Genomic DNA, 24,887 nt, shown 5'->3' with positions numbered 1-24,887 from the left:
GGATGCCAGCATGCGCAGGCAAGCCGGCGGCGTGGCCGTTTTCCGTTCGTTGAAATCCACTTTTTCCGTTGGCACCGTGGTGGTTGCAGTCTGCATCCTGATCGTCGTGCTTACCTCTCAATTCCTGTCGAATGCTCGAACGACGCGGATGATCGGCGAATTCGTGGCGCAACGGGCGTCCGAAACCACCATCTTCCTCGGCGGGCAGCTTGGCGGCGCGGTCCGGTTCGGCAAGATCGAGCAGATCGAAGAAACTTTCGCGGCCCTGCGTGCCGATACCGGGGGCGAAGTCATCGGCGGTCTGGTCCTGTCCGCAGACGGGCGCGAGGTCTACGTCTCCGACGAACCCGGCTTTGACAGGGGGGCTGCCCTGACCTTGGCCCGAGAGGCGCTGAGATCGCATTCGACCCAGACGGGCCCCAATGGCTGGATCGTCGCCGAACCGGTGGTATTCGGCCGCGATGGCGAACCGGCGGGCATCATTGCAACGGCCTGGACGCCGGACATCCGGATGGAGGCGATGCGGGCCGAACACATCACCGACATTCTTCTCTCCGGTATCGTCTTCGTTGTTGCTCTGTTGGCTGCTGGATTGCTTCTCTGGTTCTGGTTGTCGCGCCCGCTGATGGCCGTCGCCAAGGCCATGCAGGATGTTGCCAGTGGCAACCTGTCGACCGAGGTGCCGGGCCGCCGCCGTGCGGATGAAATCGGCGCAATCGCCGGTGCCCTGTCCTCGCTCCAGGCCGATCTCCAACAGGCACAACTCACCCAGGAAGAAAACGCGTTCCGCAGCGCCGCCATCGGCGGAACGGGCTCTGCCCTGATGCTGGTCGGGCCGGACATGAAACTGCGTTACATGAATGGGGCCTGTGACAGCCTGCTGGGTACGTTTGCGGCGCAAGCCGGGGACGATTGGGCGCGGTTCAACAAGGACATGCTGACCTCCGAAGGGCTCATGTCGCTTCCCGGATGCCGGACGTTGATTGCCGACGTGGCCGCCGGCAGGAAGACCCTGCCGATCGCCAAACAGCGTCGCTGGGGGCGCAACCGGCTGGACCTGCGGATGGATGGCGTCCGCAACGAGACCGGAGAGGTCATTGGCTATGTGCTTGAGCTTGAGGATGTCTCGGAAAAGGCCCTTAACGCCGCGATCCTCGGTGCTATCGAAAAGTACCAGCTTCGCGTCGACCTCGGCGAGGAAGGCAAGGTTGCAGATTTCAACGATGCCTTCCTGTCGGCCACCGGGCTGACCGATGCGCAACTGCGCAGCACAACGTCGGCCCAGGCGCTGGTTTCGGTCAATTCTTCCGAGCAGCAGCAGAAGGAGAACACCGCCAAGGTGATGAACGGCGAGATCATCTCGGGTCGTTTCGAGCTGCCGACACAAGACGCGCGCAAACCGGTGGCTGAGGGGATCGTGACGCCGATCACGAATTCCGACGGTGATGTCGTGCGGGTCGTGTTCATCGGGGCCGATGTCACCGACGCCCATTATGCGGCCATCGCGGCGGAGGAAGACCGCAAGCAGCGCGCCAAGGAGCAGGAGGAGGTTGTCGATGCCCTGCAGCTTGGTCTGGGGCAGTTGGCGGGTGGCGACTTGACCGTCCAGCTGACGCAGACGTTCGGCGCGGCCTACGAACAGCTCCGGCAGAACTTCAACCAGGCCGTCCGATCCCTGCATGATGCCATGGGCGCGGTCGTTCAGAATGCGAAGTCCATCAATTCGGAGGCTGCGGACATTACCAGCGGCGCCGACAACCTGGCACGCCGGACGGAGCACCAGGCCGCGACGCTGGAAGAAACGGCAGCCGCCCTCGACCAGCTGACTGCATCTGTTCAATCCGCGACGGCTGGCGCGGACGAGGCCAGCCAGATCGCGGCCACCGCGCAGACACAGGCCGAAACCGGCGGCGAGGTCGCAAAGCAGGCCGTGACAGCGATGGACGCGATCAAGGCCTCCAGCCAGGAGATCTCCAAGATCACATCGGTGATCGAGGATATCGCCTTCCAGACCAACCTTCTGGCTCTGAACGCCGGGGTGGAGGCTGCCCGGGCAGGGGATGCTGGCCGTGGCTTTGCCGTGGTCGCGACGGAGGTCCGGGCGCTCGCGCAGCGGTCCTCCGAAGCCGCGCGCGAGATCAACGAACTGATTTCGGCCTCGGGGGAACAGGTGCGCACGGGGGTGGACCTGGTCGACCAGACCGGTGACGCTCTGGCCCGGATCGTCAGCGCCGTCGCGGACATTTCCGCACGAGTCACGACCATCGCGACCTCTGCACGGGAACAATCGGCCGGCTTGAACGAGATCAATACGGCCATGAATGACCTCGACCAGGTTACGCAGCAGAACGCCGCGATGTTCGAGGAAACAAACGCGGCCAGCCATGCGCTGACCTCCGAGGCCAGTGCGCTCGTCACCGCCTCGGCCCAGTTCAAGCTGCATCAATCCGCCCAGCCGAAACGGAAATCGCTCGATACGCCAAAGCGCGCTGTGCGAGAGGTGACCAACGGTACGGTTCGCGCGCTCGCCCCGGCATCTTCGGCGCAGCCTTGGGACGAATTCTGAGGGTGCATCTCATGGCTCGGAATGTGAAAAAGAAAACCCCCGGCAGAGTTGATCTGCCGGGGGTTTTGCCATTCAGGCGGGCCGTTCAGTGACGGACCGCATTCTGATCGTTCGGCAGGACTTCAGTTGCGCTGCCCCGAGAACCGCGCGGACCAGTCGGCGACCTCGTCTTCCGTGATCTTGCGGAACAGGTTTTCGGGCACGGTGAATTCCGTGCCAGCAGGCAGAACCGCCAGAGCATCGGACATGTCATCGGGCCAGGCTGCATCCTCGATGCCGAAGGCCGATTTCAACGTGTCGCAGGCATCCGGAATGAACGGTGCCGAGATGATTGCGTAAACCCGGATCAGGTTCAGCGACAACCGAACGATGGCGGCCGCCCGATCGGGGTCTTCCTTGAAGGCGGCCCAAGGCGCGGCGGATTGCAGGTATTCGTTGCCCGCCACCCAGATTGCCCGCAATTCCTGGGCGGATTTGCGAACGTCCATTGCCTCCATGTGCGTCTGGTAAGCGGCAAGTTTCTGGTTCAGATCGGCAATAAGTGCTTCTTCGGTAGGGCCATAGGTGCCGCCCTCGGGGACCGTTTCGCCGAACTTGGACCGACAGAACTTGGTCACGCGGCTGACGAAATTGCCCAGGACGTCGGCCAGGTCCTTGTTCACCGAGACCTGGAAATTCTCCCAGGTGAACTCGGCGTCGGAGCTTTCGGGCGCATGGCTCAGCAGCCACCAGCGCCAGTAATCGGCAGGCAGGATCTCGAGCGCCTGGTCCATGAAGACGCCGCGCCCCCGCGAGGTGGAGAATTGGCCGCCCTCGTAGTTCAGGTAGTTGAACGACTTGATGTAATCGACCAATTTCCACGGCTCGCCCGAGCCCAGGATCGTCGCCGGGAAGGACAGGGTGTGGAACGGCACGTTGTCCTTGCCCATGAACTGGGTGTAGGTCACGTCGTCGGCGCCCTTGTCGGTCCGCCACCAGCGTTCCCAATCGCTGCCCTTGCCCGCATCGACCCATTCCTGCGCGCAGGCGACGTATTCGATCGGGGCATCGAACCAGACGTAGAAGACCTTGCCTTCCATACCCGGCCAATCCTCGGAGCCGCGCTTGACCGGAATGCCCCAGTCGAGGTCGCGGGTGATGCCGCGATCCTGCAGCCCGTCACCATCGTGAAGCCATTTCTTCGCGATCGAGGTGGTCAGGACCGGCCAATCCGACTTGGCGGAAATCCAGCCATCCAGCTGGTCCTTCATCGTCGACTGGCGCAGGTAGAGGTGCTTGGTCTCGCGCATCTCAAGGTCCTTGGACCCGGAAATCGTCGAATGCGGATCGATCAGGTCGACCGGATCAAGCTGCTTGGTGCAATTGTCGCATTGATCGCCCCGCGCGCTGTCGAACCCGCAATTGGGGCAGGTGCCCTCGATATAGCGATCCGGCAGGAAGCGTCCGTCGGCCTTGGAATACATCTGGGTTTCCGAGACCTCTGTGATCAGCCCCTCGTCGTAGAGACGGCCGGCGAAATGCTGCGTCAACGCGTGGTTCTGCGGAGAGGACGAGCGGCCGAAATGGTCAAAGCTCAGCCGGAACCCCTCGGCCAGACGCGCCTGGACCTCGTGCATTTCGGCGCAATATTCGGCGACATCCTGGCCGGCCTTGGCAGCGGCCAGTTCGGCCGGGGTGCCGTGTTCGTCAGTGGCGCACAGGAACAGGACCTCATGGCCGCGCCCGCGCAGGTAACGGGCATAGAGGTCGGCCGGCAATTGCGATCCGACCAGGTTGCCCAGGTGCTTGACCCCGTTGATATAGGGAATTGCCGAGGTGATCAGATGCCGTGCCATGTCATGCCCTTTTGCGACGCTCCGGCCCCCCTTTAACGCGTGGGCGCGGATGGTGCCAGAGGGGGGATGTCAGCTCTTTTCCCGTTCTCGCGCACGCCGGGTCAGGCGCCCGACCAGGAACGAGGTGCGCGGCGCCCAGATATAGGCGGTGCGTTTGCGCGGCGTGCGGCCCACGCGGATGCGGCTGAACGAGAAGAGGAGAAGTGCCAGGTGCCCGGCCGCGACCATGACGAACAAGGCCGACGGCCCGAACCCGGTGATCAACCAGGCGGCGATATAGGGGGCGAAGATCGCGCCTGCGGCGTAATAGAAGAGCAGCGCGGCCGATAGCTCCGCCCGTTCGTCATCGCTGACGAAGTCGTGGGCATGGGCGGCGGCGACGGAATAGACCGGGAAGGTGGCGATGCCGAAGAAGAAGGCGTTGATCTGTGCTGCCATCGCGCTGCCTCCGCCGGTGAGCGAGGAGGCGATACAGCTGAGGATCGCTGCGACGGAGATGCCGACCAGCACGCGGCGTCGGTCGAACCGGTCGGCCAGCCAGCCCACCGGGATTTGGGCCAGTGCGCCGCCCAGGATGAAGAGCGCAAGGAACCATGCGATCTGCCGCGGCTCCAGCCCCACGGCCTGGCCGTAGACCGGGCCGATCATCCGGAAGGTCGCGGCGGAGAGCGCGGCGACGATCACCGCCACGGCGGCGAGCGGTGAGGTGCGCCAGGCGATGACGGGGCGCAGGCGCGGCGCCTCCGACATCGTGGGTTGCACGGCTGTGGTCAGGGTCAGCGGCAGGATGGCGGCGCAGCAGACCAGCGCCAGGATCGTGTAGGACGCGTAGGTGGCCGGGGTGAGGAACCCGATCAGCAATTGTGACATCAGCGATGCTCCCATATCCGCGACGCGGTATATGCCGGTTGTGCGGCCCCTTGTTTCCTTGGTCACGCGGACCATCAGCCAGCCCTCGATCACCGTGTAGCTGCCGGCGATGCACAGCCCTGACAGCACGCGCATCAGCGCCCAGGGTAGGGGGGAGACGATGAGCATGTGCATCAGCAGTCCGATCACCCCGAACACCACGAAGGCGGTGAAGGCCCGGGCATGGCCGACGCTGCCCATCAGGCGTGGCGCCCACCAGCACCCCAGGAAGAAGCCCAGGAAATGGGCCGAGCCGAGCAGACCGATCTGCTGCCTGGAGAACCCCTCGGCCAGTCCCGACAGCGCGTCGAGCGGGCCCAGCCCGCCCGAGGAGAGCTGGAGCAGGATGACCGACAGGAAGAGCTGGGCGAGGGTGAGGATCAGGCGCATGATCCTGCTTTGCCGTGTCGGTGGGTATTATGCCAGTCCGGATGCGACCTCCGATGCCGTTTTGGGCGGGGCGGGTGGTTCGGGCGCGGCAAGGATGCAGGCGCCCTTGTGGCGATGGACCAACCATTTGCGGGGCGGTTCCATCCGGGCGCGTAACCGTTCAAGCCGCCAGCGGGTGCGGTTGCCGCTATGGTGCGCGCTTTGCATGAGCCAGCGGCTTTCCACCCCTTGCGCCCCGCCATCGCCGGGGGTCAGCAACAGGCCCAGCGGGGCGCTGCGCCCCTCTGTTGCGCCGGTTTCCGCCGCCAGGTGCAGCCGCCGGACAGCGGTCAGCCCGGGCATCCCGGGAAGGTCGGCCACCGCCAGCGCCGCGCTGCCGCTGCGCAGGACCTCTTCCAGGGTCCAGAGCACGTCTTCTTCGCGTTTGGGATGCGCAAAGATCATCCGTTCCGGACCCGCGCCGGCAAAACCGGCGACCCCGTCGGCCAGCAGACATTCTGTCTGCCATTCCGGACCGATCCACCAGATCGGCCCTGTCCGACCGGCTGCCCCCAGCCGTGCCGCCACCAGCATGGCAAAACTGCGCCGCGCCTCGCCACATGCCTCGTGCAGGCGGGACAGGGCCAGCGACGCCCCGGCGCCAAGATCGAGCGCAGGCGGTGACCTGTGCGGACGACGTGACAGCAGCGGATGGATGGCAGCAGACATGCCGACAATGTATGGTGTTCGCTAAATGTTCTCAATCGAATTTCCCGTAGAAATTTGGACAAATTGCCAAGATAGCCTAAGTGCCGTCAGACATTTGGTAACTTCTTCCCGTTACCCCAACTGCATTGACGAGGGACCCGGATGCAAAAAAATCGCCTTGGCCGGACCAATATTTCGATCTCCAACTACTGTCTGGGGTCGATGACCTGGGGCTCGCAGACCCGGACGAAGGATGCCCATGCGCAGATCGACATGGCGCTGGATCGCGGGATCAACTTCATCGACACGGCCGAGATGTATCCGGTCAACCCGGTGAAGCCCGAAACCATCGGCCGGACGGAACGCATCATCGGCCTCTGGCTGGAAAAATCCCGCGGCCACCGCGCGGATGTGATCCTTGCGACCAAGCATTCCGGCGAGGGGATGAAGGCCGTGAGGGAAGGGGAACCGATCTCTGCCAAGACGATCAGCGAAACGATCGAGGGATCGCTGCGCCGCCTGAAGACCGATTACATCGACCTCTACCAGTTCCACTGGCCCAATCGCGGCTCCTACCATTTCCGCCAGAACTGGACCTACAATCCCGCCGGGATCGACCGAAACGCGGTGCTGGACGACATGGCCGAATGCCTTCACGCGCTCGAGGCCGAGCGCAAGCGCGGCACGATCCGGCATTTCGGCCTGTCCAACGAAACCGCCTGGGGCATGGCGCAATGGCTGCGTCTTTCGGGGGAAACCGACACGCCGCGTGCGGTCACCATCCAGAACGAATATTCCCTGCTGGCGCGCCTGTTCGACACCGACCTGGCAGAGCTGTGCCTGGCCGAAGATGTTGGCTTGATGGCGTTTTCCCCGCTCGCCGCCGGGCTGTTGACCGGCAAGTACCAGGGGCATGCCGTCCCGGATGGGTCGCGCATGTCGCTGGTTCCGGAACTCGGCGGGCGCAAGAACGACCGGGTCTTCAAGGCGGTCGATGACTACCTCGATGTCGCGTTCAAGCACGAGCTTGACCCGGTGCACATGGCGCTGGCCTGGGCGGCCAGCCGTCCCTTCATGGCCTCCGTCATCTTTGGCGCAACCACGCGCGATCAGCTGCAGCACATCCTCGACGGTGTCGATCTGGAGCTTGACGAAGAGGTGCTGGAAGACATCGATCTGGTGCATCGCGACCATCCGATGCCGTATTGAAATAAGCGGTTTTCCTAGGTCCTGGCGCAGCTGTCGGTTGTGCTGGTGACCTGCATACAACACTTCGTCAGGCGTAGCGCTTCGGCGTCACCTTGGCGCTTGCGCTACCTTTCGATCCACGCCTTCCTGTGGGTTGGAGGGTTGTCATGCCGCTGTCGATGTCGAGAGAGGTCTTCATTACCTGCGCCGTGACCGGCTCCGGTCAGACGCAGGACAGATCTAGCCATGTTCCGCGCAGCCCGGCCCAGATCGCAGACAGCGCGCTGGAGGCCGCCCGCGCCGGTGCGGCGGCGGTTCATATCCATGTGCGTGACCCAGAAACCGGTGCGCCTTCGCGCGACCTGGCCCTCTACCGAGAGGTGACGGACCGGATCCGCGCATCAGACACGGATGTGGTGCTGAACCTCACAGCGGGTATGGGCGGCGACCTCGTGCTGGGGGGCACCGACCAGCCCCTGCCGCCCGGACAGGGCACCGACATAATCGGCGCGGCCGACCGGCTGGCGCATGTGGCAGAGTGCCGGCCCGAGATTTGCACGCTGGATTGCGGCACGATGAACTTCGCCGAAAACGACTATGTCATGCTGAATTCTCCGGGCATGCTGCGCGACATGGGGCGGCGGATCACGGACCTGGATGTGCTGCCGGAAATCGAATGTTTCGACACCGGCCATTTGTGGTTTGCCCGGCAATTGGTCGAGGAGGGGATCCTGCGTGACCCCGCCCTGGTGCAATTGTGCATGGGGGTGCCCTGGGGCGCGCCGGATGATCTGGCCACGTTCCAGGCGATGACGGCCAATATCCCCGCGGGCTGGACGTTTTCAGCCTTTGGACTGGGGCGGCACCAGATGCCCTATGTCGCGGCCTCCGTCCTGGCGGGGGGGCATGTGCGCGTCGGGCTGGAGGACAACCTCTGGCTTGAGCGTGGCGTTACTGCGACGAACGCACAATTGGTTACGCGCGCGGTCACCATTATCGAGGCCATGGGCGCGACGGTGATGGGCCCCGCGGCGATGCGGGAAAAACTGGGTTTGGTCAGACAGGAGGCACAGGGGTAACGGTGACGCGGGTTGTTGCAATCATCGGTGGTGGTGTGATCGGTGCGGGATGGGCGGCCCGGTTCCTGCTGAACGGCTGGGATGTGCGGGTGTTCGACCCGGAACCCGCTGCACAGGACCGTGTCCGCGAGGTCATCAACCGGGCGCGCCTGGCCCTTCCCGGCCTGGGCGAGGTGGCCCTGCCGGAAGAGGGCGACCTGAGCTTCCCGCGCCTGATGTCCGAAGCCGTCCGCGATGCCGACTGGGTACAGGAAAGCGTGCCGGAGCGTATCGAGTTGAAGCAGACGCTGTACCGCGCGATCCAGGGGCACATGGCCGAGGGGGCGATCCTGGCCTCGTCAACCTCGGGCTTCACCCCGTCGGAACTGCAGGCACAATCGGCCCGGCCCGACCAGATCATCGTGGCGCACCCGTTCAACCCGGTCTACCTGCTGCCGCTGGTCGAAATCGTGGCAAGCCAGGCGAACCCGTCCGCGCTGGTGGAACGGGCACAGGATATCCTGTCGGAACTGGGCATGGCGCCGCTTAAGATCAGGGGCGAGGTGCCCGCCCATATCGCCGACCGCCTGCTGGAGGCCGTGTGGCGCGAGGCGCTGTGGCTGGTGAAGGACGGGGTCGCCTCGACCTCGGAGGTGGATGACGCGATCCGCCTGGGCTTTGGCCTCCGCTGGGCCCAGATGGGCTTGTTCGAAACCTACCGCATCGCCGGCGGCGAAGGCGGCATGGCGCATTTCCTTCAGCAATTCGGCCCTGCGCTGCAATGGCCGTGGAGCAAGCTGACCGATGTTCCCACGATGGACGACAGCCTGGTTCAGACCATCGCGAGCCAGTCTGACGCCCAGTCCGGCGACCTGACAATTGCAGAGCTCGAGGCGCAACGCGACAAGAACCTTGTCGCCGTCATCCGGGCTCTGGGCTGGCAGGATTGGGGCGCCGGCAAGGTCCAGAACGAGGTCGACGCGACGCGGTTGGACGGGGCCGGGGTGCCGGTGCGGTTCAACGATATCATCGACCTCGGCGCTCCGGTGCGGACGATCAACAGGGCGGTGCCGCTGGACTGGCTGGATTACAACGGCCACATGACCGAGGCGAGGTATCTTGATGTCTTCGGCAATGCCACGGACCGGATGATGACGCTGGTCGGCTGCGACCGCGCCTATATCGAGAACGGGCAGAGTTTTTTCACCGTCGAAACCCATATCCGCCACCTGGACGAGGTGCGCGCAGGCGCCCCGATCCGGGTCGAGACGCGGGTGATCTCGGGCGGGGGCAAGAAGATGCATCTGTGGCACGAGCTGCGGTCTGACGACCGGCTTCTGGCCACGGCCGAACACATGCTGCTGCACGTGGATCTGGAAACCCGCCGGTCGGCCCAGATGCCGGCGATGCTCGAGGAACGGCTGAAATCCCTGGCCGAGGCGCAGGGTAAACTGCCGCCCCCCGACGGTCTCGCGCGGGCGATCGGCGATCCGGCCTAGGTGATCATCCGGCGCAGGCTATCCAGATGATCGGGCAGGGACCGCGCGGTGATCGTCGCCTCTCTCACCAGGTTGTCGAAATCCTCGGTCAGGGCCTGGACCCGTTCCTTGTCGCGGAAGACGATGTAGTGGTGGCCGGAGTAGAGCACGGCCATCAGCGGACCGAACACCGTGATAGGCGAGGAAAACAGCCGCCGCGCATCGAACAGGTACATCCGCAGCCGGGGATAAAGCGTCCGTGACAGGTCGCGAAACCGGTCAATCTGCGTCAGCCGGATGTCGCGCGGCAGACCGGAATAGTACCCCTCTGCCCAGGCAAAGCTGGCCATTTCATGCAGCGGCAGGGCGATCTCGTAATCGGAATTGGCCTGGCGCATCCAGGACAGACGGTCTTCGGAAGCGTTGATCGCCTGTTCCGTCGTGCGGCCGAGATGCGGGGAATATTCCCATTGCAGGAACTCTGTTGTCTTGAACATGTCCGGAAGCGCGGCCGGGACGTGGCGGATCTTGTAGCCGGCGGCCTCCTGGTGCCAGTTGAAAATCTGTTCGTCGACCAATGCCCGGGGCGCTGTCGTGATCGACAGGGAGGTCGCCAGGAGATTCGCCGCCGTTTCGGGCCGTTCGGACAGCGACAGCAGCCAGTCGGCCGAGACACCAAGCGCCGCCGCGCAGGCCCCGACGACCTGCGCATTGGGCAACCTGGCCCCGTCGCCCGTCAGCAATTGCGAAATTGTTGAGCGATCCACGCCGACCGCGCGCGCCAAAGCGGACTGGCTGACGCCTTCAGCGCGCATGGCCTGGCTCAATCTGGCCCGAAATTGTCGGGCCCGCACACGTTTGTCGATCACATCACTCATAACGTGACAAATATCACCATCTGAGAGTTTTGTTAATCACATACTGAATGGTTTGCCCGGATCGCCGGTCGTACCCCTGAGACAGACACCACGCAGACCGCGATCAACGCGGCGGAATGGGGATAAGGGATAATGGAAACGCGACTGCGCACCCTCGTGAAATCGGGGCTCTGGACGTTGTTGGGGCTCGTCATCATGGCGCTTGTGGGCTTTGCCTTTACCGGGTCGCTCACGGTCGGCGGGTCGATGGCAGCAATCAATGCGGCGCTCGGCTTTGTCATGTACGCCTTCTACGAACGGCTCTGGGCCCGGATCGGATGGGGGCGGCATGTCTGATCGCAGCGCCCGCCGGGTCGAATGGCCGACCCTTTCGCTGATCGTGCTGACCTACCTGGCCATCGGGCTGGGCACGACGGTGCTGGCCCAATGGTCGCTGACGCTGGCGATACTGGTGACGGGCGTCGCGATCTCCATGCATTCGTCGCTCTGCCACGAGATCATCCATGGCCACCCGTTCCGCAACCGCCTGCTGAACGAGGCGCTGGTCTTTCCGGCGGTCGGCCTGATCGTGCCCTACCTGCGGTTCCGCGACACCCATCTGGCGCATCACCGCGACGAAAACCTGACCGACCCATACGACGACCCCGAAAGCAATTTCTGGGACCCGGCGATCTGGACGACGCTCGGACCGGTGCAGCAATTTGCGCTAAGCCTGAACAACACGCTGGCCGGTCGGATGATCCTGGGGCCGATCATCGGCACGCTGTGCTTCCTGCGGCTGGAGTTTCGGGCCTGGCGGGCCGGTGACCGCGCGGTTGCACGGGGGTGGGCCTGGCATCTGCCCGCGCTGGTGCCGGTGATCGCCTGGCTGGCTTGGGTGGCGGATATGCCGGTCTGGGCCTACCTTCTGGCCGCCTATTTCAGCCACGCCCTGCAGAAAATCCGCACCTTCCTGGAGCATCGCGCCCATGAACGCGCACGCGGCCGCACCGTCATCGTCGAGGATCGCGGCCCGCTGGCGCTGCTGTTCCTGAACAACAACCTGCATGTCGTGCACCACGCGCATCCCAACCGACCGTGGTACGAACTTCCCCGGCTCTATGCTCAGAACCGTGACCGTTTCCTGCGGCGCAATGACGGCTATCGCTATGGAAGCTACGGGGAAATCTTCGCGAAGTATTTCATGCGCGCCAAGGATCCCGTTCCGCATCCGCTCTGGAAGCCGCCGGCGGAATAGCCCATAGCACGCATATGGATGCGTGGATCATATATACCCTCGGCGCGGTCGTGTTTCAGACGGCCCGCTTCATGCTGCAAAAGGTCATGGCCTCCAGCGGGTTGAGTGCGGGCGGCGCGACGATGGCGCGCTTCGTTTATTCGGCGCCGATCGTCTGGGTCGCGACCGCGATCATCCTGGCCGACTGGCCCAGTTTCGGTGCGGGATACTGGCTCTATGCGGTGGCCGGGGGGCTGGCCCAGATCCTCGGCACTGTCTGCGTCGTCCTGCTTTTCCAGAGCCGGAATTTCGCCGTCGGCATCACGCTGAAGAAATCCGAGGTCCTGCTGACCGTGCTGGTCGGCATCGTGATCCTGGGCGAGGGCGTCTCTTGGGCCGGGTTCGCGGCCATGGTGCTGGGGGTGCTCGGCGTGCTGTTCCTGTCGGACCCGCCCAAGGTCGAAGGCGCCAGCTGGTGGTCGATCCTGACCGGGCGCGCGGTGGTGCTGGGCGTGGTGTCGGGGCTGTTCTTCGCGATCTCTGCCGTCAGCTATCGCGGCGCGACGCTGGCCGTCGAGGGCGAGCCATGGCTGCGGGCGCTCATCGCGCTCAGCGGGGTTTTGCTGGTGCAGAACCTGTGCCTGGGCGCGTGGCTACTGGTGCGCGAACCCGGAGAGATCACGCGCGTGGCCAAGGCCTGGCGGCGGGCCAGCTGGATCGGCCTGACCTCTCTGGGCGGCTCGTTCTGTTGGTTTTCCGCCTTCAGCCTGCAGAATGCGGGCTATGTCTTTGCGCTCGGCCAGCTCGAGGTGATCCTGTCGCTGTTCGCATCGGTCCTGTTCTTCCACGAACGCGTGACGCGGAAAGAGGTGGTGGGCATCACGCTCATCACCGTTTCCGTCATCGTACTTGTCGCGGTGACCTGAGCCGGCCAGGGCCGGTCTGGCTCAGTCCGGCCGGTTCTTCAGGTCGACCAGGCCGCGCAGGCGCTTGAACGCCCGGTTTTCGGCGTTGTTGGCAAAGAAGGGGACGCTGGCGGGCGGGGTCGGATCCGAGGCGCGCTGCTGCACTTCGGCCAAGACGACCTCGGTGATGAAAGGCAGGTCGAAGCTGCGCGCTTCGGCCAATGGGATCCATTGCAGGTTCGACAGCTCGTCGCAGGCGGCGCTGAAATCGTCCAGGTCGCTGACGACCGCTTCGTCCGCATCCAGCACGAAGAACCGCGCATCGAACCGGCGCGGGCGGCCCGGCGGTGTGATCGCGCGGAACACGAAGCGCAGGGCGGATGCGTCCGGGATATGGCCGGTGGCCGCGAAGGTTTCCCAATCGGCCGGTGGCGGTGACGCCCAGGATCCGGGGCGTCCCAGGATCAGGCCGGTTTCTTCCCACAATTCGCGGATCGCCGCCGCGCCAAGCGCATGGACCAGGCCCGGCTCGCTCTCCTCCTCCAGCCGGTCGGCGCAGGGCATCGGGATCGGGGCCGCCAGCGGGATACCCGCGTCTCCGGGATCGACCGCGCCGCCGGGAAAAACCACCTTGTTGGGCATGAACACCGCTTTGGCGCCGCGCTGGCCCATCAGGACCTTCGGCTCTGTCTTGCGGTCGCGCAGGGCGATCACGGTGGCGGCGTTGCGGATCTGCGACTTGTCGATCGGCGCGGAAACGGTTTCGGTACTACTCATATACGGCTCTTCCTCCCAGAATGCGGACCGGGGTCCGCGGGGCGGAAATCAGCGCGATTTTCCAAAACCGTGCATCAGCCGAGCCCATTGGAACCCGACCAGCGCCCCTTTCAATCTCGGCAGAAGGTAGAGGGAGAGCGCGACCGTGCCAATAGCGAAACAGGTGAACAGCACCAGCGGTTCGGGCTGAAAGGCCGTGAAGACCATCAGAAGCGACGGCGCCATCAGGTGGCCGACGATCAGGATCGTCAGGTAGGCCGGCCCGTCATCCGCGCGGTGGTGATGCAGTTCTTCCCGACAGACGGGACAGTGATCGCGCACCTTGAGATAACCCTTCAGCAGCGGACCCGATCCGCAATTGGGACATTTCCGCCGCCAGCCCCGGCGCAATGCGGGCCAGACCGGACGTTCTTCGGTCACCTGATGAGGGTCTTGGACCATCTGGGTATCTTTCATTGCATCCTCGCGAAGGCGCGGCAGGGCGGGGCCATGACAGGCAGTGTTCCGGGTGCCGGTAGCGACACGAGGCCCAAACTGGCGATCCCCACCCTGTTTTGAAAGTGCGCGCAATGTCCTTGCGTCGGGATGTCGCGCTGTCGCCGTGGGGCGTCCGGGGCCCAAGAAAAAAATCTACAGGTCCGCGACGGAAAAGATCCCGCCCCCCGTATGAGTGTACGAGAGGCCAGCGGAGAGAGCCGCGGGTCGCTTCTGAAAAGCAGTCAATAAGACGGAGAGATCTGAAATGAAACGCACAAAAGTTCTGACCGGCGCCCTGATCCTGGCCCTCACCGCGACCGCGCTGCCGCTGGCCGCACAGGATCGCGGCGATGGCCCGCGCGGCCCCCGTGGCCCGATGTTCGACTTTTCCGCCGCCGATACCGATGGCGATGGCAAGGTGACCCAGGACGAAATGACCGCCGCCCGTGCGGCCCGCTTTGCCGAGGCCGACACCAATGGCGATGGCGTGCTGTCGGTCGAGGAACTGGTCGCCCGTGCCGAGGCGCAGCGCGCCCAGCGGATGAACGACCGCATGCAGGGCATGATCGAACGCATGGACACGGATGGCGACGGCATGCTGTCGGCCGAGGAAATGGACCCGCCGCGCAGCGCGATGATGTTCTCCCGCCTTGACCGCGACGATGACGGCGCGATCTCGGAAGACGAACTGGTCCAGGCCCGCGAGCGCTTCGGCGACCGCGCCAAGAAGATGGAGCGCCGCCACGGCGAGCATGGCGAACACGGCAAGCGCTGGATGAAAGGTCACCGCGACAACTGAGCCGAGCAGCAGGGATCGGCCCCGGGGCGCAGGTGCGTCGGGGCCGATCCTCCTCCGGGCCCGATTGCGCGGCCCATGGGAACAGGTTACGCCCGCTGGACATGACGCAGATGCCCTTCGACGATCTGGACCGACTGGACGACGATGCCTTGCTGGTGCTCTATGCCAACGGGGATCCGGCGGCCGCGCGTCTGTTGACCGCGCGCCTGGCCCCGGTTGTCCATGCCCATGCCTATCGCCTGCTGGGCGATGCGGCCGAGGCCGAGGACATCACCCAGGAGGCGCTGATGCGCCTGTGGCAGATCGCGCCGGACTGGCGGCAGGGAGAGGCCAAGGTGACCACCTGGCTCTATCGCGTGACCGCCAACCTGGTGACCGACCGCCACCGCCGTCGGCGTGGTGGCACGGTGGATATCGACGCCATCCCTGAACCCGAGGACGGGCAGCCGGGCGTGGTCGAACAGATGCAGGTCCGTGCGCGGGCCGAGGCCTTGCAGGACGCGCTGGAGACGCTGCCTGACAGGCAGAGACAGGCGGTCGTTCTGCGCCACCTGGAGGGGTTGGCCAACCCCGACATCGCCCATGTCATGGGGATCGGTGTTGAAGCGGTCGAAAGCCTGACGGCGCGGGGCAAGCGGGGATTGGCCAAGGCGCTTTCGGGGCTCAAGGAAACACTGGGGTACCGTGACGATGACTGACAGACGTGATGATCCCGAAGGCCTCGAGGTCTTCTTCGACGCGGCCCGGCGGGACAGGCCGCGACTGTCCGACGACGCGCTGGCGCGGATGACCGCGCAGGCGCTGGACATGCAACCGGGCCGTGCCGCGGCCCCGGCGCCCGTTGCGCGCCGCGGCTTCTGGTCCCAGTTGATCGCGACGATCGGCGGCTGGCCCGCGCTGGCCGGCCTGGCCACGGCCGGGGTGGCCGGGCTCTGGATCGGGGCGGTGCCGCCGGCGATGCTGCAGACATTGGCCTCTGACCTGACCGGTGCGGCCGAAACCACCGAAGACGACATCTATCTCGTGGACCCGATCCCGGGTTACATGCTGTCGCTCAACCTGGCGGAGGGATCATGACCTCGCAAACCCCTGAAAAACCTCGACGTCGCGGCCTGCTTCGGATCGTTCTGTTCGTGTCGCTGGCGCTGAACCTGCTGGTGGCAGGCGCGGTGGTCGGGCATTTCCTGAACGACCGCCCGGACCGTCGCGTGCCGCGTGTCGACCGGATGGGCGGGCCGCTGACCTTTGCGCTTACCCACGAGGATCGCCATGCCATTGGCCAGGCGCTGCGACGCGAATACCGCAAGGACCGCCCCTCGCGCGAAGAGATCGCGGCGGATTACCGCGACGTGATCGGAGCGCTGCGGGCAAATCCTTTCGATGCCGCGCGGGTCCAGGCATCGCTCGATCGCCAGCTGAACGCGGCCACGGACCGCATCGCCCTTGGCCAACGGCTGTTGATGGAGCGGATCGTGGAGATGAGCGCCGAGGACCGTGCCGCCTTTGCGGACCGGTTGGAGGAGGGAGTTCAGCGGATGGCCGAGGGCAAGCCGCCGCGCAAGTACGACCGCGACTGACCGCCTGGCCCGCGACGGCGTCAGCCGCGCAGGGCCAGCTTGCCGGGCGACACGCCGCCACGCGTGACGATATCGACATCGCCGCAGATCCGGTTGCGGCCCTTCTGCTTCGCCTCGTACAGCGCGGCATCGGCCTGGGCCATGAAGCGTGCGGTTTCCTTGGATGCGGTGCTGCCCGGGATCAGCGCATCGGGCGTGATGATCGCGACACCGATCGACAGCGTCACCTTCAGGTCCTCTTGCCCGGCAGGGGCTTTTGTCACCATCCCCTCCACCTCTGCCTTGATCCGGCGGGCCAGCGTCAGCGCGGCCAGTTTCCCGGCCGAGGGCAGGGCGAGCAGGAACTCCTCTCCGCCGATCCGGGCGGCAAAGCCCATCCCGTCGATCTGGGACCGGATGACATTGGCGACGGCGGCCAGAACCGTGTCGCCGGCGCTGTGGCCATGGGTGTCATTGATCCACTTGAAGTGATCGAGATCGGCCATGATGAGCGCTGCGGGGCTCTGATCGGCCCGCACCTCCTGCATCAGCTGGTCCAGCCGGGGCAGGGCATAGCGGCGATTGTAGAGCCCCGTCAGCGGGTCCAGCAGGGCCGAGCGCAATCCGTTGCGCAGCCGCGCACGCAGGCGGGTCAATTCGGTCCGGCGCTGCAGGTGCAGGCGGATGCGGGCCGTGGCTTCGTCCGGGTCGAAGGGCGTGTGCAGGATGCCGTGCGCGCCCATTTCCAGCGCCCGCCGCGCGAGGCTGGGCGTGTTCGGATCGCTCAGGACAATGACCTGCGGCCTCCGTGCTTCGGACAGGCGCATGGTCTGGGCCACGCGGCGCAGGGTGCTGTCCGTGCCCAGCGTCTCGGAGTCGATCAGCAGGACGTCCGTGCCGGACGGAAGCTCTGACTCGCCCCTCAGAAGATCCGGCTTCGCCGAGATTTCTCGGCCCAATACTTTGTGCAGGTCGGTGACCCAGGCCTGCGCCTCTGGCCGGGAGGACAGGAGGCCGATCCGACCGGGGCCGTGAAACGGGGCGTCGAATTCGGCCAGCCCGGACGGGCGGGGGGCGACATCGCGTAATTGCAATTCTGCAAGCTGCGACTTGTGTTGCAGCAGGCGGGTCATCCGGGCCAGGAATTCCTCGTCCGGGCAGGACCGCGCGATCACGTCATCGGCGCCCGCGTCGATCAGCGTGGCGTTGCGGCCGTGGTCGATCCGGTCCGTCACGACAATGCGCAGGATATCCGACGTTGCCGGATCACGACGCAGCGCGTCGCACAAGCTGCGCGCGCCTTCGCCGGCGATCCAGTCGGAAATGACGATGGCACCTGGACGCTCCGCCCGTGCCGTGGGCAGTACCGCGTCACTGCGATCGACCTGAAGGATGTCGTAATAGGCGCCGCCGAACAGCGCGCTCAACATCAGCCGCGAGGCAAATCGATCATCTGCTATCAGGATACGTCCGGGCATTCTGCCTCCGCCTTGCGCAAGATTGCGTGTGGTGATCATTTGTTGAAACTGGTTAAGAAAGCGTTGCCATAGCTTCGGCTACTTTCTGAAATCGGCGACATTCCGCTAGGTCAACGAGGTATCGGATGAAACAGGAACAGGCTGAAACCGCCGCGCTTGGCTGCCTGGCCTGGCTGATTGGCAATGACGAGCTGTTGCCTGTCTTCCTGGGCGCCACCGGTGTCGGAGAGGGTGAGCTGCGCGACCGCGCCGCAGAGCCGGAATTCCTGGGGTCCGTGCTCGATTTCCTGCTGATGGATGACGCCTGGGTGGTGGAATGCTGCGATGCGCAGGGGCTGGCCTATGACGTTCCGATGCGGGCACGGGCCGCGCTGCCGGGGGGCGAACAGGTCCACTGGACCTGACGCTTGCCGCCGCTGGATCAGAGCGTCGACAACCCCGGGTTTTCGTCGATCAACTGCCGCAGCATCCGCATCAGGTCCTGATGTTCCTCGGGGCTCAGCTGTCCGGCGATCACGCGCCCGTTTTCGCGGGCATGCGGGGTGCCCTCGGCAACCGCGCGTTCGCCCTTGGGCGTCAACGTGATCTGCCGCGTCCTGCGGTCTTCCTTGCCCGAGCGGCGCGCCAACAGGCCATCGGCCTCCATCCCGCGCAGGGCACGCGAGGTGGCCGTGCGGTCGATCCCGACAAACTCCGCGATATCAGAGGGTTGCGACAGGCCCTCATTGGCGACGGCGAGCAGGACACACCATGTCGTGCGGTTCAGGCCGATCTCGCGCAGGCGCTCTTCCAGCCGCCGTTCCTGAAGGCGGGCGGCCAGCGAAAGGTGATAGCCCAGCGATTCATGCAGCCGGTAGGGCGCATCATTTTCGGACGAAACGGGGTGGTCGGAACCGGAAACAGCCATATGGCGAGAGGGCCGCACGGCGACACGGTTGTCAAGCCGTCCCGGGCAGCGCATCTTCGCCGCGCATCGCCGGATCTCTCCGCTGATGACAGGGGTTACAGGCAAGCAGGGCAGGCGGGGACAGGGTGATGAAACTGGATGGAATTCTCTTCGACAAGGACGGCACGTTGTTCGATTTCGCGGCCACGTGGAACGCCTGGGCGGCGTCGCTGATCCGCGACCTGGCCGATGGCGATGACGCCTTGGCCCGCCGCATTGCCGACGCCGCGCATTTCGACCTGGCCACCGATCAGTTCGCGCCGACCAGCCCGATCATCGCCGGGACCAATCGCGAAGCTGCGGAATGCATCGCCAGCGCGCTTCCCGGGCGGGATGTGGATGAGCTGGAGCAGGAGATGATGATCCGCGCCGCCTCTGCCCCCTTGCAGCCGCCGGTGCCGCTCGAGCCGCTGCTGGCAGAGCTTGCGGGACGCGGGTTGCAACTGGGGGTGATGACCAACGATTCCGAATATGCGGCGCGGGCTCATATGGGCGCGGCGGGGGTGGCCGACAGGTTCCGGATGCTGATCGGTTTCGATAGCGGACATGGCGCGAAACCCGCGCCGACCCCGCTGCTGGCTTTTGCGTCGGCCTGTGGCCTGGACCCGGCCCGCGTGGCGATGGTCGGCGACAGCACTCATGACCTGATCGCCGGGCGCGCCGCCGGCATGGTCACAATCGCCGTTCTGACGGGATTGGCGGGACCGGCGGAATTGTCGCCCCATGCCGACGTGATCCTGCCCCATATCGGCCATCTGCCCGACTGGCTCGACGCTGCCTGAGGCGAAATTCCCACCCCCGCGCGGGTCAAAACCGACGGATCGTGTCGCAAAACGGCCAGAGCGGCGACGGCGAAGCGCGTTTGCTTGATCCAACCGGAGGGTCAGGCATGGATGTTGAGCTCAAGAAAAAGCGGCGCAGCGGCGGACGGGCCGGGCATGCGGCGCGTCGTGGACCCGCAATTGTCACGCAGGCCCCCTGGCACGTTCCGGTCAACCCCGACCGCCCCACCGAGCCCATGCCGCAGGAGGGGATCGAGGCGATCCACGACACTGCCATGCGCGTGCTGGAAGAGATCGGTGTCGCCTTCCTGAACCCCGAAGCCTGTCGGATCCTGGCCGAAGCCGGCTGCCGTGTGGACGGAGAGATCGTCTATATGGGCCGCGACTTCGTGATGGAGATGCTGTCCCACGCGCCGTCCGAATTCACCATGACCCCGCGCAACCCGGCGCATCAGGTCAGGGTGGGCGGCAATCACGTGCTGTTCGGCAACGTGTCCTCTCCGCCCAATTACTGGGATCTTGAACTGGGGCGGAAAATCCCCGGCCAGCGCACGCACTACGCCGACTTCCTCAGGCTTTCCCAATACTTCAACTGCATCCACTTCATCGGTGGCTACCCGGTTGAACCCGTCGATCTGCACCCGTCGATCCGCCATCTCGACGCGGTCTATGACAAGCTGACGCTGACCGACAAGGTGCCCCATGCCTATGCGCTCGGCACCGAGCGGATCGAGGACGGGATGGAGATGGTGCGCCTCGCCGCCGGCCTGACGGAGGACGAGTTCCGCGCCAGCCCGCACATGTTCACCAACATCAACTCCACCTCGCCGCTCAAGCACGATTACCCGATGCTGGACGGATGGATGCGGATGGCACGGCGCGGGCAGGCGCTGATCGTGTCGCCCTTTACCCTGGCCGGGGCCATGGCGCCCGTCACCATGGTCGGGGCCGTGGCGCAATCGCTCGCCGAAGGCCTGTCGGCGATTGCGCTTGCCCAGTATGTCCGGCCCGGAACACCCTGCGTGTTCGGCACTTTCACCTCCAACGTGGACATGAAATCCGGCGCGCCGGCCTTCGGCACGCCCGAATACATGCGCGCCACGCAGATCACCGGCCAGATGTGCCGGTTCTACGGTCTGCCCATGCGGTCTTCGGGCGCCTGTGCGGCCAACGTGCCGGACGGGCAGGCGATGTGGGAGACCTCGAATTCGCTCTGGGCCGGGGTGCAGTCGGGCACCCACCTGATCTACCACGCGGCCGGCTGGCTGGAGGGCGGGCTGATCGCCTCGCCCGAGAAATTCGTGATGGATTGCGAGGTGTTGAGCCAAATCCAACGCTATTTCGACCCCAGTCTCTGGCGGACGGAGCCGGGCGACCTGGCCTTCGAAGCGATGGCGGAGGTGCGCCAGAACGGACATTTCTTCGGCATCCAGCACACGCAGGACAGGTTCGCCACTGCCTTCTGGCAGCCATCGGTCAGTGAATGGCAGAATTTCGAGGGCTGGCAGGCCAAGGGCGGCATGTGGACGGCCGAACGTGCCCACGTCATGTTCAAGGCCATCATGGAGGAATTCACGCCGCCACCGATGCCCGATGCGAACCTTGCCGCGCTGACCGAATTCACCGAACGCCGCAAGGCCGAGGGCGGCGCGCCCACCGATTTCTGACCGCCTGTCCGAAAGGCCGGGGCGCGCAATTTCGTGACAATTGAGTATGTTCGGTCAATCTTAAATCCCTGCCGCCATCATCCCCGCAACAGAAGGATGAGGCAGGACCACATGCACGGTCTGATGAACAGGGCGATCCAGTGTTTCGTGCGGGACACTTACGGGCCGGATATCTGGCAGGCCGTGGTGCGTCGTGCAGGCCTGGCCTTCCCGGATTTCGAGGCGATGTTGATCTACGAGGACAAGATCACCGTTGCCGTGCTTGATGCGATATCTGTCGAACTGGTCAAGCCGCGCGCCGTTTTGCTTGAGGATCTGGGGACTTACCTCGTCTCCGACCCGAATGTTGAGGCGCTACGCCGCCTCCTGCGCTTCGCCGGTATCTGTTACGAGGATTTCCTGCATTCTCTCGACGACCTGCCGGGGCGTGCGCAACTGGCCGTGTCGGATCTGATCCTGCCGCAGCTGGAATTGCGGGCCCAGGCGGATGGCCGTTTTGTGCTCAGCGTCGATTCCGCCCGGATGGGGATCGGGCCGGGCTTTGGCCATGTCATGGTCGGCATCCTGCGTGCCATGGCGGACGACTACGGGGCGCTGGTCATGCTCGACCACCGCGGCGTGACCCAGGGCCGGGAAGAGATCGAGATCACCCTCGTCGAAGCCGCCTTTGCCGAAGGCCGCCGGTTCGAATTGGGGGCGCGCAGCGGATGAGCCTTTCTGACCCCGATGTCCTGGCCGCGCTGGATGTGCTTTGCCCGATGCATTGCCTTGTCGATGCGACTGGCCATATCCGCCATACCGGCCCGACGCTGCAAAAGCTCTGGCCGCACAAGTCATTGTCGGGCCAACGGTTTCTTGAACTGTTCCAGATGACCCATCCGCGCCACATCGCCACGATGAAGGACCTGCGCGCCGCCAATGGCCAGAAGGCGCGCCTGCGGCTGCGGATGCGCGACAATCCCCGCACGGATATGCAGGGGGTTCTTGTGCCCTGGGGGGCAGGGGGCGCGCTGCTGAACCTGTCCTTCGGGCTGTCGATCCTGGATGCGGTGCGCGACTACGCGCTGACCAATGCCGATTTCGCGGCGACGGACCCGACAGTGGAAATGCTTTTCCTGGTAGAGGCGAAATCCGCCGCGATGGAGGCCTCTCGCAAGCTGACCCGCCAGTTGCAGATCGCCAAGATTGCCGCGGAAGAACAGGCATTTACCGACACGCTGACCGGGTTGAAGAACCGTCGTGCGCTGGATCACGTATTGGACAGATTGATCGATGCGGGGCAGGAATTCGCACTGATGCATCTCGACCTCGACTATTTCAAGACGGTCAACGACACGATGGGCCATGCGGCGGGCGATCATGTGCTCGAAACCGTCGCGCGTATCATGGTCGAGGAAACCCGCGGCGACGACATTGTCGCCCGCGTAGGGGGGGACGAATTTGTCCTTATTTTCCATGCCCTATGCGATCGCACCCGGATCGAGGAATTGGCTCGCCGCCTGATCGACCGGCTGGAACAGCCCATCATTTTCCAGGGGCAGCCCTGCCATATCTCGGCCTCTCTCGGCACCACGCTCTCCACCGACTACGCCAATCCGCGGGCCGAGGTGATGCTGGCCGATGCGGATGTAGCGCTCTATGACGCCAAACATGCCGGGCGCGCGCAGCATCGGTTTCACCGGGCGGAGGACAGGAAGGTTCTGGCGCAAGGCCGCTAGACCGTGCCCGTCACCATGGCGCAACGCATTGCAATGACAGAGGAATCTACCATTTTCTCACGACGGCGGCGGAATTTCTCGACCCAGTCGTCACTTTGTTCCGCGGCGGGCCGGTTCCAGAACCTCGACTGCTCCCACGTGGCGAAATCGGCGTAGCGTGCGATCAGAAGATAGCTGACGACTCCGTCCAATTCCGCTTTCTTCCACAGGCCGACAACACCGGACTCAGTGCCGCTTTCGAACGCGTCCCAGGCGGACTGGGTATCGGCTTCGAACGCCGCCGCCCCGTCGGCTCGGACATGAAACCAGCGGTTGGTGTACATGGCGCTGTCCGCCTTCAACAGGGTCAGGGCGCGTTCTTGCACCGGTGACAGCGCGTGGAGACCGGATTGCGTCACGTCGGAGAGAGCCATGATTTCAGAGACTTGCGCGTCGATTTCCGCCGCCGTGGTTGCGCGCAGCAGCAGGTAGAGCCGATTGATGCTGTCCCCGATCTGCGGCACGAACCCGGCGGTTACGATAGGCTGCCGCCCCAGGTCCGAGACCGCGCTGGCAAGATCACTGGCACGGTTGGGCGCGGTGTGGAGTGTGAGGTAGGCAACTTGCATGCGCCATGTTCATCGACAACCAACCGCACGGTCAACAGCGCAGGCGTCTGGTCAGCGGCGTTCCAGATGGTATACCCATGCCAGTCAAGGAACGCGTCGGTCCCGGGATCGGCCATGAAATCAGGGAGTTGGACATGCCGATAGCCAAGATCAGCGGGCTGCACGGGCCCCAATGGGCGATGCTGGAGCCGGGGACAGAAACCTTGCCGAAGGAGGCGCACTGCGCCTCCACGCTCGCGGACCTGCTGGCCGGTGAGGCCGTGCATGCCGAGATCGAGGCCGACGCCAGCCTTGTCGCGCCGCTTGATCCGGGGGCGCGGGTGCTGTGCATCGGGTTGAATTACCGGGCCCATGCCGCGGAAACCGGCCATGCGGAACCGAAATACCCCGTCGTCTTCACCCGCACGCAGGACAGCCTGGTCGGACCAGGTGAGGCGATGATCAAGCCGGCGGAATCCGAGAAGATGGATTACGAGGGTGAACTGGCCATCGTGATCGGGCAGGGCGGCCGCCGCATTCCGCAGGACAAGGCGATGGAGGCGATTGCCGGATATACCATTCTCAACGATGGATCGATCCGGGATTTTCAGAGCCATACCAGTCAGTTCGCGCCCGGGAAGAACTTCGACCGCTCCGGCGCGATCGGCCCCTGGATCGCCACGGCAGAGGAAGCCGGGGCACCGGACAAGCTGCACATGACGACCACGCTGAACGGTGAGGTGGTGCAGGATAGCGGTGTGGATGACCTGATCTTTGCGGTACCGGAACTGGTCGCCTACGTGTCGACCTTCATGGAGCTGCGGACGGGGGACATCATCGCAACGGGGACGCCGTCGGGCGTGGGCATGGCGCGCACGCCGACCAAGTTCCTGAAGGACGGCGACACGGTCGTGATCGACATTCCGGGGGTCGGGACGTTGACCAATTCGGTCGAGGCGGATTGATCGAAACGCCTTCAACACATTGATA

Annotated in this window: 26 protein-coding genes; 17 read left to right on the top strand and 9 right to left on the bottom strand. The window is 64.8% G+C overall.

Going from position 1 to position 24,887, the window contains the following annotated elements; all coding sequences use genetic code 11:
- Positions 1 to 10 precede the first annotated feature (10 nt).
- Entirely contained in the window at positions 11 to 2,566 is a 2,556-nt protein-coding gene (locus ATO9_RS23485; RefSeq protein ID WP_052418277.1) for a methyl-accepting chemotaxis protein, read from the top strand.
- A gap of 122 nt (positions 2,567 to 2,688) precedes the next feature.
- On the opposite strand, the gene metG is transcribed toward ATO9_RS23485, so the two are convergent.
- The 3 genes from metG to ATO9_RS12105 form a co-directional block, all read right to left on the bottom strand.
- The gene (gene metG / locus ATO9_RS12115) at positions 2,689 to 4,401 is read right to left on the bottom strand and encodes a methionine--tRNA ligase (protein WP_043749184.1); all 1,713 of its coding nucleotides are present in this window, start codon (positions 4,399 to 4,401) and stop codon (positions 2,689 to 2,691) included.
- Between the two features lie 69 nt (positions 4,402 to 4,470).
- Positions 4,471 to 5,700 carry an MFS transporter gene (locus ATO9_RS12110; protein ID WP_043749182.1) on the bottom strand — a complete coding sequence of 410 codons (1,230 nt, stop codon included), beginning with the start codon at positions 5,698 to 5,700 and terminating at the stop codon, positions 4,471 to 4,473.
- A gap of 27 nt (positions 5,701 to 5,727) precedes the next feature.
- Positions 5,728 to 6,408, bottom strand: coding sequence for an ImuA family protein (locus tag ATO9_RS12105; protein ID WP_043749180.1), 681 nt, complete (start codon positions 6,406 to 6,408; stop codon positions 5,728 to 5,730).
- A gap of 141 nt (positions 6,409 to 6,549) precedes the next feature.
- Between ATO9_RS12105 and ATO9_RS12100 the strand changes: the two genes are divergently transcribed.
- The 3 genes from ATO9_RS12100 (at position 6,550) to ATO9_RS12090 (ending at position 10,132) form a co-directional block, all read left to right on the top strand.
- Complete coding sequence (locus tag ATO9_RS12100; protein WP_043749178.1) at positions 6,550 to 7,596, top strand: aldo/keto reductase; 1,047 nt, start codon at positions 6,550 to 6,552, stop codon at positions 7,594 to 7,596.
- 146 nt (positions 7,597 to 7,742) lie between these two features.
- Positions 7,743 to 8,654 (top strand): beta-keto acid cleavage family enzyme, encoded by a 912-nt coding sequence (locus ATO9_RS12095; protein WP_043749177.1) that lies wholly within the window; start codon positions 7,743 to 7,745, stop codon positions 8,652 to 8,654.
- 2 nt (positions 8,655 to 8,656) lie between these two features.
- Positions 8,657 to 10,132: a carnitine 3-dehydrogenase gene (locus ATO9_RS12090; RefSeq protein ID WP_043749174.1), complete on the top strand. Its 1,476-nt coding sequence runs from the start codon at positions 8,657 to 8,659 to the stop codon at positions 10,130 to 10,132.
- Here ATO9_RS12090 and ATO9_RS12085 read toward each other — a convergent pair.
- Positions 10,129 to 10,989 carry a helix-turn-helix domain-containing protein gene (locus tag ATO9_RS12085; RefSeq protein WP_043749171.1) on the bottom strand — a complete coding sequence of 287 codons (861 nt, stop codon included), beginning with the start codon at positions 10,987 to 10,989 and terminating at the stop codon, positions 10,129 to 10,131. The genes ATO9_RS12090 and ATO9_RS12085 overlap by 4 nt on opposite strands.
- 132 nt (positions 10,990 to 11,121) lie before the next feature.
- On the opposite strand from ATO9_RS12085, the gene ATO9_RS12080 reads away from it, so the two are divergent.
- From ATO9_RS12080 to ATO9_RS12070, 3 genes are read left to right on the top strand one after another with little or no spacing between them, the layout of a single operon-like run.
- On the top strand, positions 11,122 to 11,325 hold the full coding sequence (locus ATO9_RS12080; protein ID WP_043749169.1) for a DUF2061 domain-containing protein: 204 nt from the start codon (positions 11,122 to 11,124) through the stop codon (positions 11,323 to 11,325).
- Positions 11,318 to 12,226, top strand: coding sequence for a fatty acid desaturase (locus ATO9_RS12075; RefSeq protein ID WP_043749167.1), 909 nt, complete (start codon positions 11,318 to 11,320; stop codon positions 12,224 to 12,226). Before ATO9_RS12080 ends, ATO9_RS12075 begins: the two co-directional genes overlap by 8 nt.
- Before the next feature lie 50 nt (positions 12,227 to 12,276).
- Positions 12,277 to 13,131, top strand: a complete 855-nt coding sequence (locus ATO9_RS12070; RefSeq protein ID WP_337588276.1) for a DMT family transporter — start codon at positions 12,277 to 12,279, stop codon at positions 13,129 to 13,131.
- Between the two features lie 21 nt (positions 13,132 to 13,152).
- On the opposite strand, the gene ATO9_RS12065 is transcribed toward ATO9_RS12070, so the two are convergent.
- Positions 13,153 to 13,887 carry an NUDIX hydrolase gene (locus ATO9_RS12065; protein ID WP_043749163.1) on the bottom strand — a complete coding sequence of 245 codons (735 nt, stop codon included), beginning with the start codon at positions 13,885 to 13,887 and terminating at the stop codon, positions 13,153 to 13,155.
- Positions 13,888 to 13,935: 48 nt separating this feature from the next.
- Positions 13,936 to 14,328, bottom strand: coding sequence for a DUF983 domain-containing protein (locus tag ATO9_RS12060; RefSeq protein WP_238318741.1), 393 nt, complete (start codon positions 14,326 to 14,328; stop codon positions 13,936 to 13,938).
- A gap of 301 nt (positions 14,329 to 14,629) precedes the next feature.
- Between ATO9_RS12060 and ATO9_RS12055 the strand changes: the two genes are divergently transcribed.
- The 4 genes from ATO9_RS12055 (at position 14,630) to ATO9_RS12040 (ending at position 16,740) form a co-directional block, all read left to right on the top strand.
- A complete protein-coding gene (locus tag ATO9_RS12055) occupies positions 14,630 to 15,163 on the top strand; it encodes an EF-hand domain-containing protein (protein WP_052418276.1) in 534 nt (177 codons plus the stop codon).
- A 101-nt stretch (positions 15,164 to 15,264) separates the two neighbouring features.
- Positions 15,265 to 15,861: an RNA polymerase sigma factor gene (locus ATO9_RS12050; protein ID WP_043749157.1), complete on the top strand. Its 597-nt coding sequence runs from the start codon at positions 15,265 to 15,267 to the stop codon at positions 15,859 to 15,861.
- Entirely contained in the window at positions 15,854 to 16,240 is a 387-nt protein-coding gene (locus ATO9_RS12045) for a hypothetical protein (RefSeq protein WP_043749154.1), read from the top strand. Before ATO9_RS12050 ends, ATO9_RS12045 begins: the two co-directional genes overlap by 8 nt.
- The gene (locus ATO9_RS12040; RefSeq protein WP_043749151.1) at positions 16,237 to 16,740 is read left to right on the top strand and encodes a periplasmic heavy metal sensor; all 504 of its coding nucleotides are present in this window, start codon (positions 16,237 to 16,239) and stop codon (positions 16,738 to 16,740) included. Before ATO9_RS12045 ends, ATO9_RS12040 begins: the two co-directional genes overlap by 4 nt.
- Positions 16,741 to 16,760: 20 nt before the next feature.
- Here the strand turns inward: ATO9_RS12040 and ATO9_RS23480 are convergent, their stop codons facing one another.
- Entirely contained in the window at positions 16,761 to 18,197 is a 1,437-nt protein-coding gene (locus tag ATO9_RS23480; RefSeq protein ID WP_052418275.1) for a diguanylate cyclase, read from the bottom strand.
- Positions 18,198 to 18,322: 125 nt separating this feature from the next.
- On the opposite strand from ATO9_RS23480, the gene ATO9_RS12030 reads away from it, so the two are divergent.
- Positions 18,323 to 18,601 carry a DUF3572 domain-containing protein gene (locus ATO9_RS12030; protein ID WP_043749150.1) on the top strand — a complete coding sequence of 93 codons (279 nt, stop codon included), beginning with the start codon at positions 18,323 to 18,325 and terminating at the stop codon, positions 18,599 to 18,601.
- A gap of 17 nt (positions 18,602 to 18,618) precedes the next feature.
- Here the strand turns inward: ATO9_RS12030 and ATO9_RS12025 are convergent, their stop codons facing one another.
- Positions 18,619 to 19,104: a MarR family winged helix-turn-helix transcriptional regulator gene (locus tag ATO9_RS12025; protein ID WP_043749759.1), complete on the bottom strand. Its 486-nt coding sequence runs from the start codon at positions 19,102 to 19,104 to the stop codon at positions 18,619 to 18,621.
- 128 nt (positions 19,105 to 19,232) lie between these two features.
- Between ATO9_RS12025 and ATO9_RS12020 the strand changes: the two genes are divergently transcribed.
- The 4 genes from ATO9_RS12020 to ATO9_RS12005 all read left to right on the top strand — a co-directional run bounded on the left by ATO9_RS12020 (position 19,233) and on the right by ATO9_RS12005 (position 23,310).
- Positions 19,233 to 19,925, top strand: a complete 693-nt coding sequence (locus ATO9_RS12020) for an HAD family hydrolase (RefSeq protein ID WP_202902133.1) — start codon at positions 19,233 to 19,235, stop codon at positions 19,923 to 19,925.
- A 107-nt stretch (positions 19,926 to 20,032) separates the two neighbouring features.
- Entirely contained in the window at positions 20,033 to 21,592 is a 1,560-nt protein-coding gene (locus ATO9_RS12015; protein ID WP_043749145.1) for a trimethylamine methyltransferase family protein, read from the top strand.
- Between the two features lie 111 nt (positions 21,593 to 21,703).
- A complete protein-coding gene (locus ATO9_RS12010) occupies positions 21,704 to 22,303 on the top strand; it encodes a heme NO-binding domain-containing protein (RefSeq protein WP_043749143.1) in 600 nt (199 codons plus the stop codon).
- The gene (locus tag ATO9_RS12005; protein WP_052418274.1) at positions 22,300 to 23,310 is read left to right on the top strand and encodes a GGDEF domain-containing protein; all 1,011 of its coding nucleotides are present in this window, start codon (positions 22,300 to 22,302) and stop codon (positions 23,308 to 23,310) included. Before ATO9_RS12010 ends, ATO9_RS12005 begins: the two co-directional genes overlap by 4 nt.
- On the opposite strand, the gene ATO9_RS12000 is transcribed toward ATO9_RS12005, so the two are convergent.
- The gene (locus tag ATO9_RS12000; protein WP_043749141.1) at positions 23,307 to 23,918 is read right to left on the bottom strand and encodes a hypothetical protein; all 612 of its coding nucleotides are present in this window, start codon (positions 23,916 to 23,918) and stop codon (positions 23,307 to 23,309) included. The two genes, ATO9_RS12005 and ATO9_RS12000, sit on opposite strands and share 4 nt — an antisense overlap.
- Before the next feature lie 134 nt (positions 23,919 to 24,052).
- On the opposite strand from ATO9_RS12000, the gene ATO9_RS11995 reads away from it, so the two are divergent.
- Positions 24,053 to 24,862 (top strand): fumarylacetoacetate hydrolase family protein, encoded by an 810-nt coding sequence (locus tag ATO9_RS11995; RefSeq protein ID WP_162183071.1) that lies wholly within the window; start codon positions 24,053 to 24,055, stop codon positions 24,860 to 24,862.
- Positions 24,863 to 24,887 lie beyond the last annotated feature (25 nt).

Origin of the sequence: Pseudooceanicola atlanticus (assembly GCF_000768315.1) — a bacterium.
GTDB classification, from domain to species: Bacteria; Pseudomonadota; Alphaproteobacteria; order Rhodobacterales; family Rhodobacteraceae; genus Pseudooceanicola; species Pseudooceanicola atlanticus.
Note: the sequence above shows the minus strand (reverse complement) of the source record. Positions and strands in the feature narration are given on the sequence as shown.

What these genes read in the sequence shown, in the direction of transcription:
- ATO9_RS23485 (WP_052418277.1), top strand. Translation starts at nt 11, where the DNA reads ATGCGCAGGCAAGCCGGCGGCGTGGCCGTTTTCCGTTCGTTGAAATCC.
- metG (WP_043749184.1), bottom strand. Translation starts at nt 4,401, where the DNA reads ATGGCACGGCATCTGATCACCTCGGCAATTCCCTATATCAACGGGGTC.
- ATO9_RS12110 (WP_043749182.1), bottom strand. Translation starts at nt 5,700, where the DNA reads ATGCGCCTGATCCTCACCCTCGCCCAGCTCTTCCTGTCGGTCATCCTG.
- ATO9_RS12105 (WP_043749180.1), bottom strand. Translation starts at nt 6,408, where the DNA reads ATGTCTGCTGCCATCCATCCGCTGCTGTCACGTCGTCCGCACAGGTCA.
- ATO9_RS12100 (WP_043749178.1), top strand. Translation starts at nt 6,550, where the DNA reads ATGCAAAAAAATCGCCTTGGCCGGACCAATATTTCGATCTCCAACTAC.
- ATO9_RS12095 (WP_043749177.1), top strand. Translation starts at nt 7,743, where the DNA reads ATGCCGCTGTCGATGTCGAGAGAGGTCTTCATTACCTGCGCCGTGACC.
- ATO9_RS12085 (WP_043749171.1), bottom strand. Translation starts at nt 10,989, where the DNA reads ATGAGTGATGTGATCGACAAACGTGTGCGGGCCCGACAATTTCGGGCC.
- ATO9_RS12080 (WP_043749169.1), top strand. Translation starts at nt 11,122, where the DNA reads ATGGAAACGCGACTGCGCACCCTCGTGAAATCGGGGCTCTGGACGTTG.
- ATO9_RS12075 (WP_043749167.1), top strand. Translation starts at nt 11,318, where the DNA reads ATGTCTGATCGCAGCGCCCGCCGGGTCGAATGGCCGACCCTTTCGCTG.
- ATO9_RS12065 (WP_043749163.1), bottom strand. Translation starts at nt 13,887, where the DNA reads ATGAGTAGTACCGAAACCGTTTCCGCGCCGATCGACAAGTCGCAGATC.
- ATO9_RS12060 (WP_238318741.1), bottom strand. Translation starts at nt 14,328, where the DNA reads ATGGTCCAAGACCCTCATCAGGTGACCGAAGAACGTCCGGTCTGGCCC.
- ATO9_RS12055 (WP_052418276.1), top strand. Translation starts at nt 14,630, where the DNA reads ATGAAACGCACAAAAGTTCTGACCGGCGCCCTGATCCTGGCCCTCACC.
- ATO9_RS12050 (WP_043749157.1), top strand. Translation starts at nt 15,265, where the DNA reads ATGACGCAGATGCCCTTCGACGATCTGGACCGACTGGACGACGATGCC.
- ATO9_RS12045 (WP_043749154.1), top strand. Translation starts at nt 15,854, where the DNA reads ATGACTGACAGACGTGATGATCCCGAAGGCCTCGAGGTCTTCTTCGAC.
- ATO9_RS12040 (WP_043749151.1), top strand. Translation starts at nt 16,237, where the DNA reads ATGACCTCGCAAACCCCTGAAAAACCTCGACGTCGCGGCCTGCTTCGG.
- ATO9_RS23480 (WP_052418275.1), bottom strand. Translation starts at nt 18,197, where the DNA reads ATGCCCGGACGTATCCTGATAGCAGATGATCGATTTGCCTCGCGGCTG.
- ATO9_RS12030 (WP_043749150.1), top strand. Translation starts at nt 18,323, where the DNA reads ATGAAACAGGAACAGGCTGAAACCGCCGCGCTTGGCTGCCTGGCCTGG.
- ATO9_RS12025 (WP_043749759.1), bottom strand. Translation starts at nt 19,104, where the DNA reads ATGGCTGTTTCCGGTTCCGACCACCCCGTTTCGTCCGAAAATGATGCG.
- ATO9_RS12020 (WP_202902133.1), top strand. Translation starts at nt 19,233, where the DNA reads ATGAAACTGGATGGAATTCTCTTCGACAAGGACGGCACGTTGTTCGAT.
- ATO9_RS12015 (WP_043749145.1), top strand. Translation starts at nt 20,033, where the DNA reads ATGGATGTTGAGCTCAAGAAAAAGCGGCGCAGCGGCGGACGGGCCGGG.
- ATO9_RS12010 (WP_043749143.1), top strand. Translation starts at nt 21,704, where the DNA reads ATGCACGGTCTGATGAACAGGGCGATCCAGTGTTTCGTGCGGGACACT.
- ATO9_RS12005 (WP_052418274.1), top strand. Translation starts at nt 22,300, where the DNA reads ATGAGCCTTTCTGACCCCGATGTCCTGGCCGCGCTGGATGTGCTTTGC.
- ATO9_RS12000 (WP_043749141.1), bottom strand. Translation starts at nt 23,918, where the DNA reads ATGCAAGTTGCCTACCTCACACTCCACACCGCGCCCAACCGTGCCAGT.
- ATO9_RS11995 (WP_162183071.1), top strand. Translation starts at nt 24,053, where the DNA reads ATGCCGATAGCCAAGATCAGCGGGCTGCACGGGCCCCAATGGGCGATG.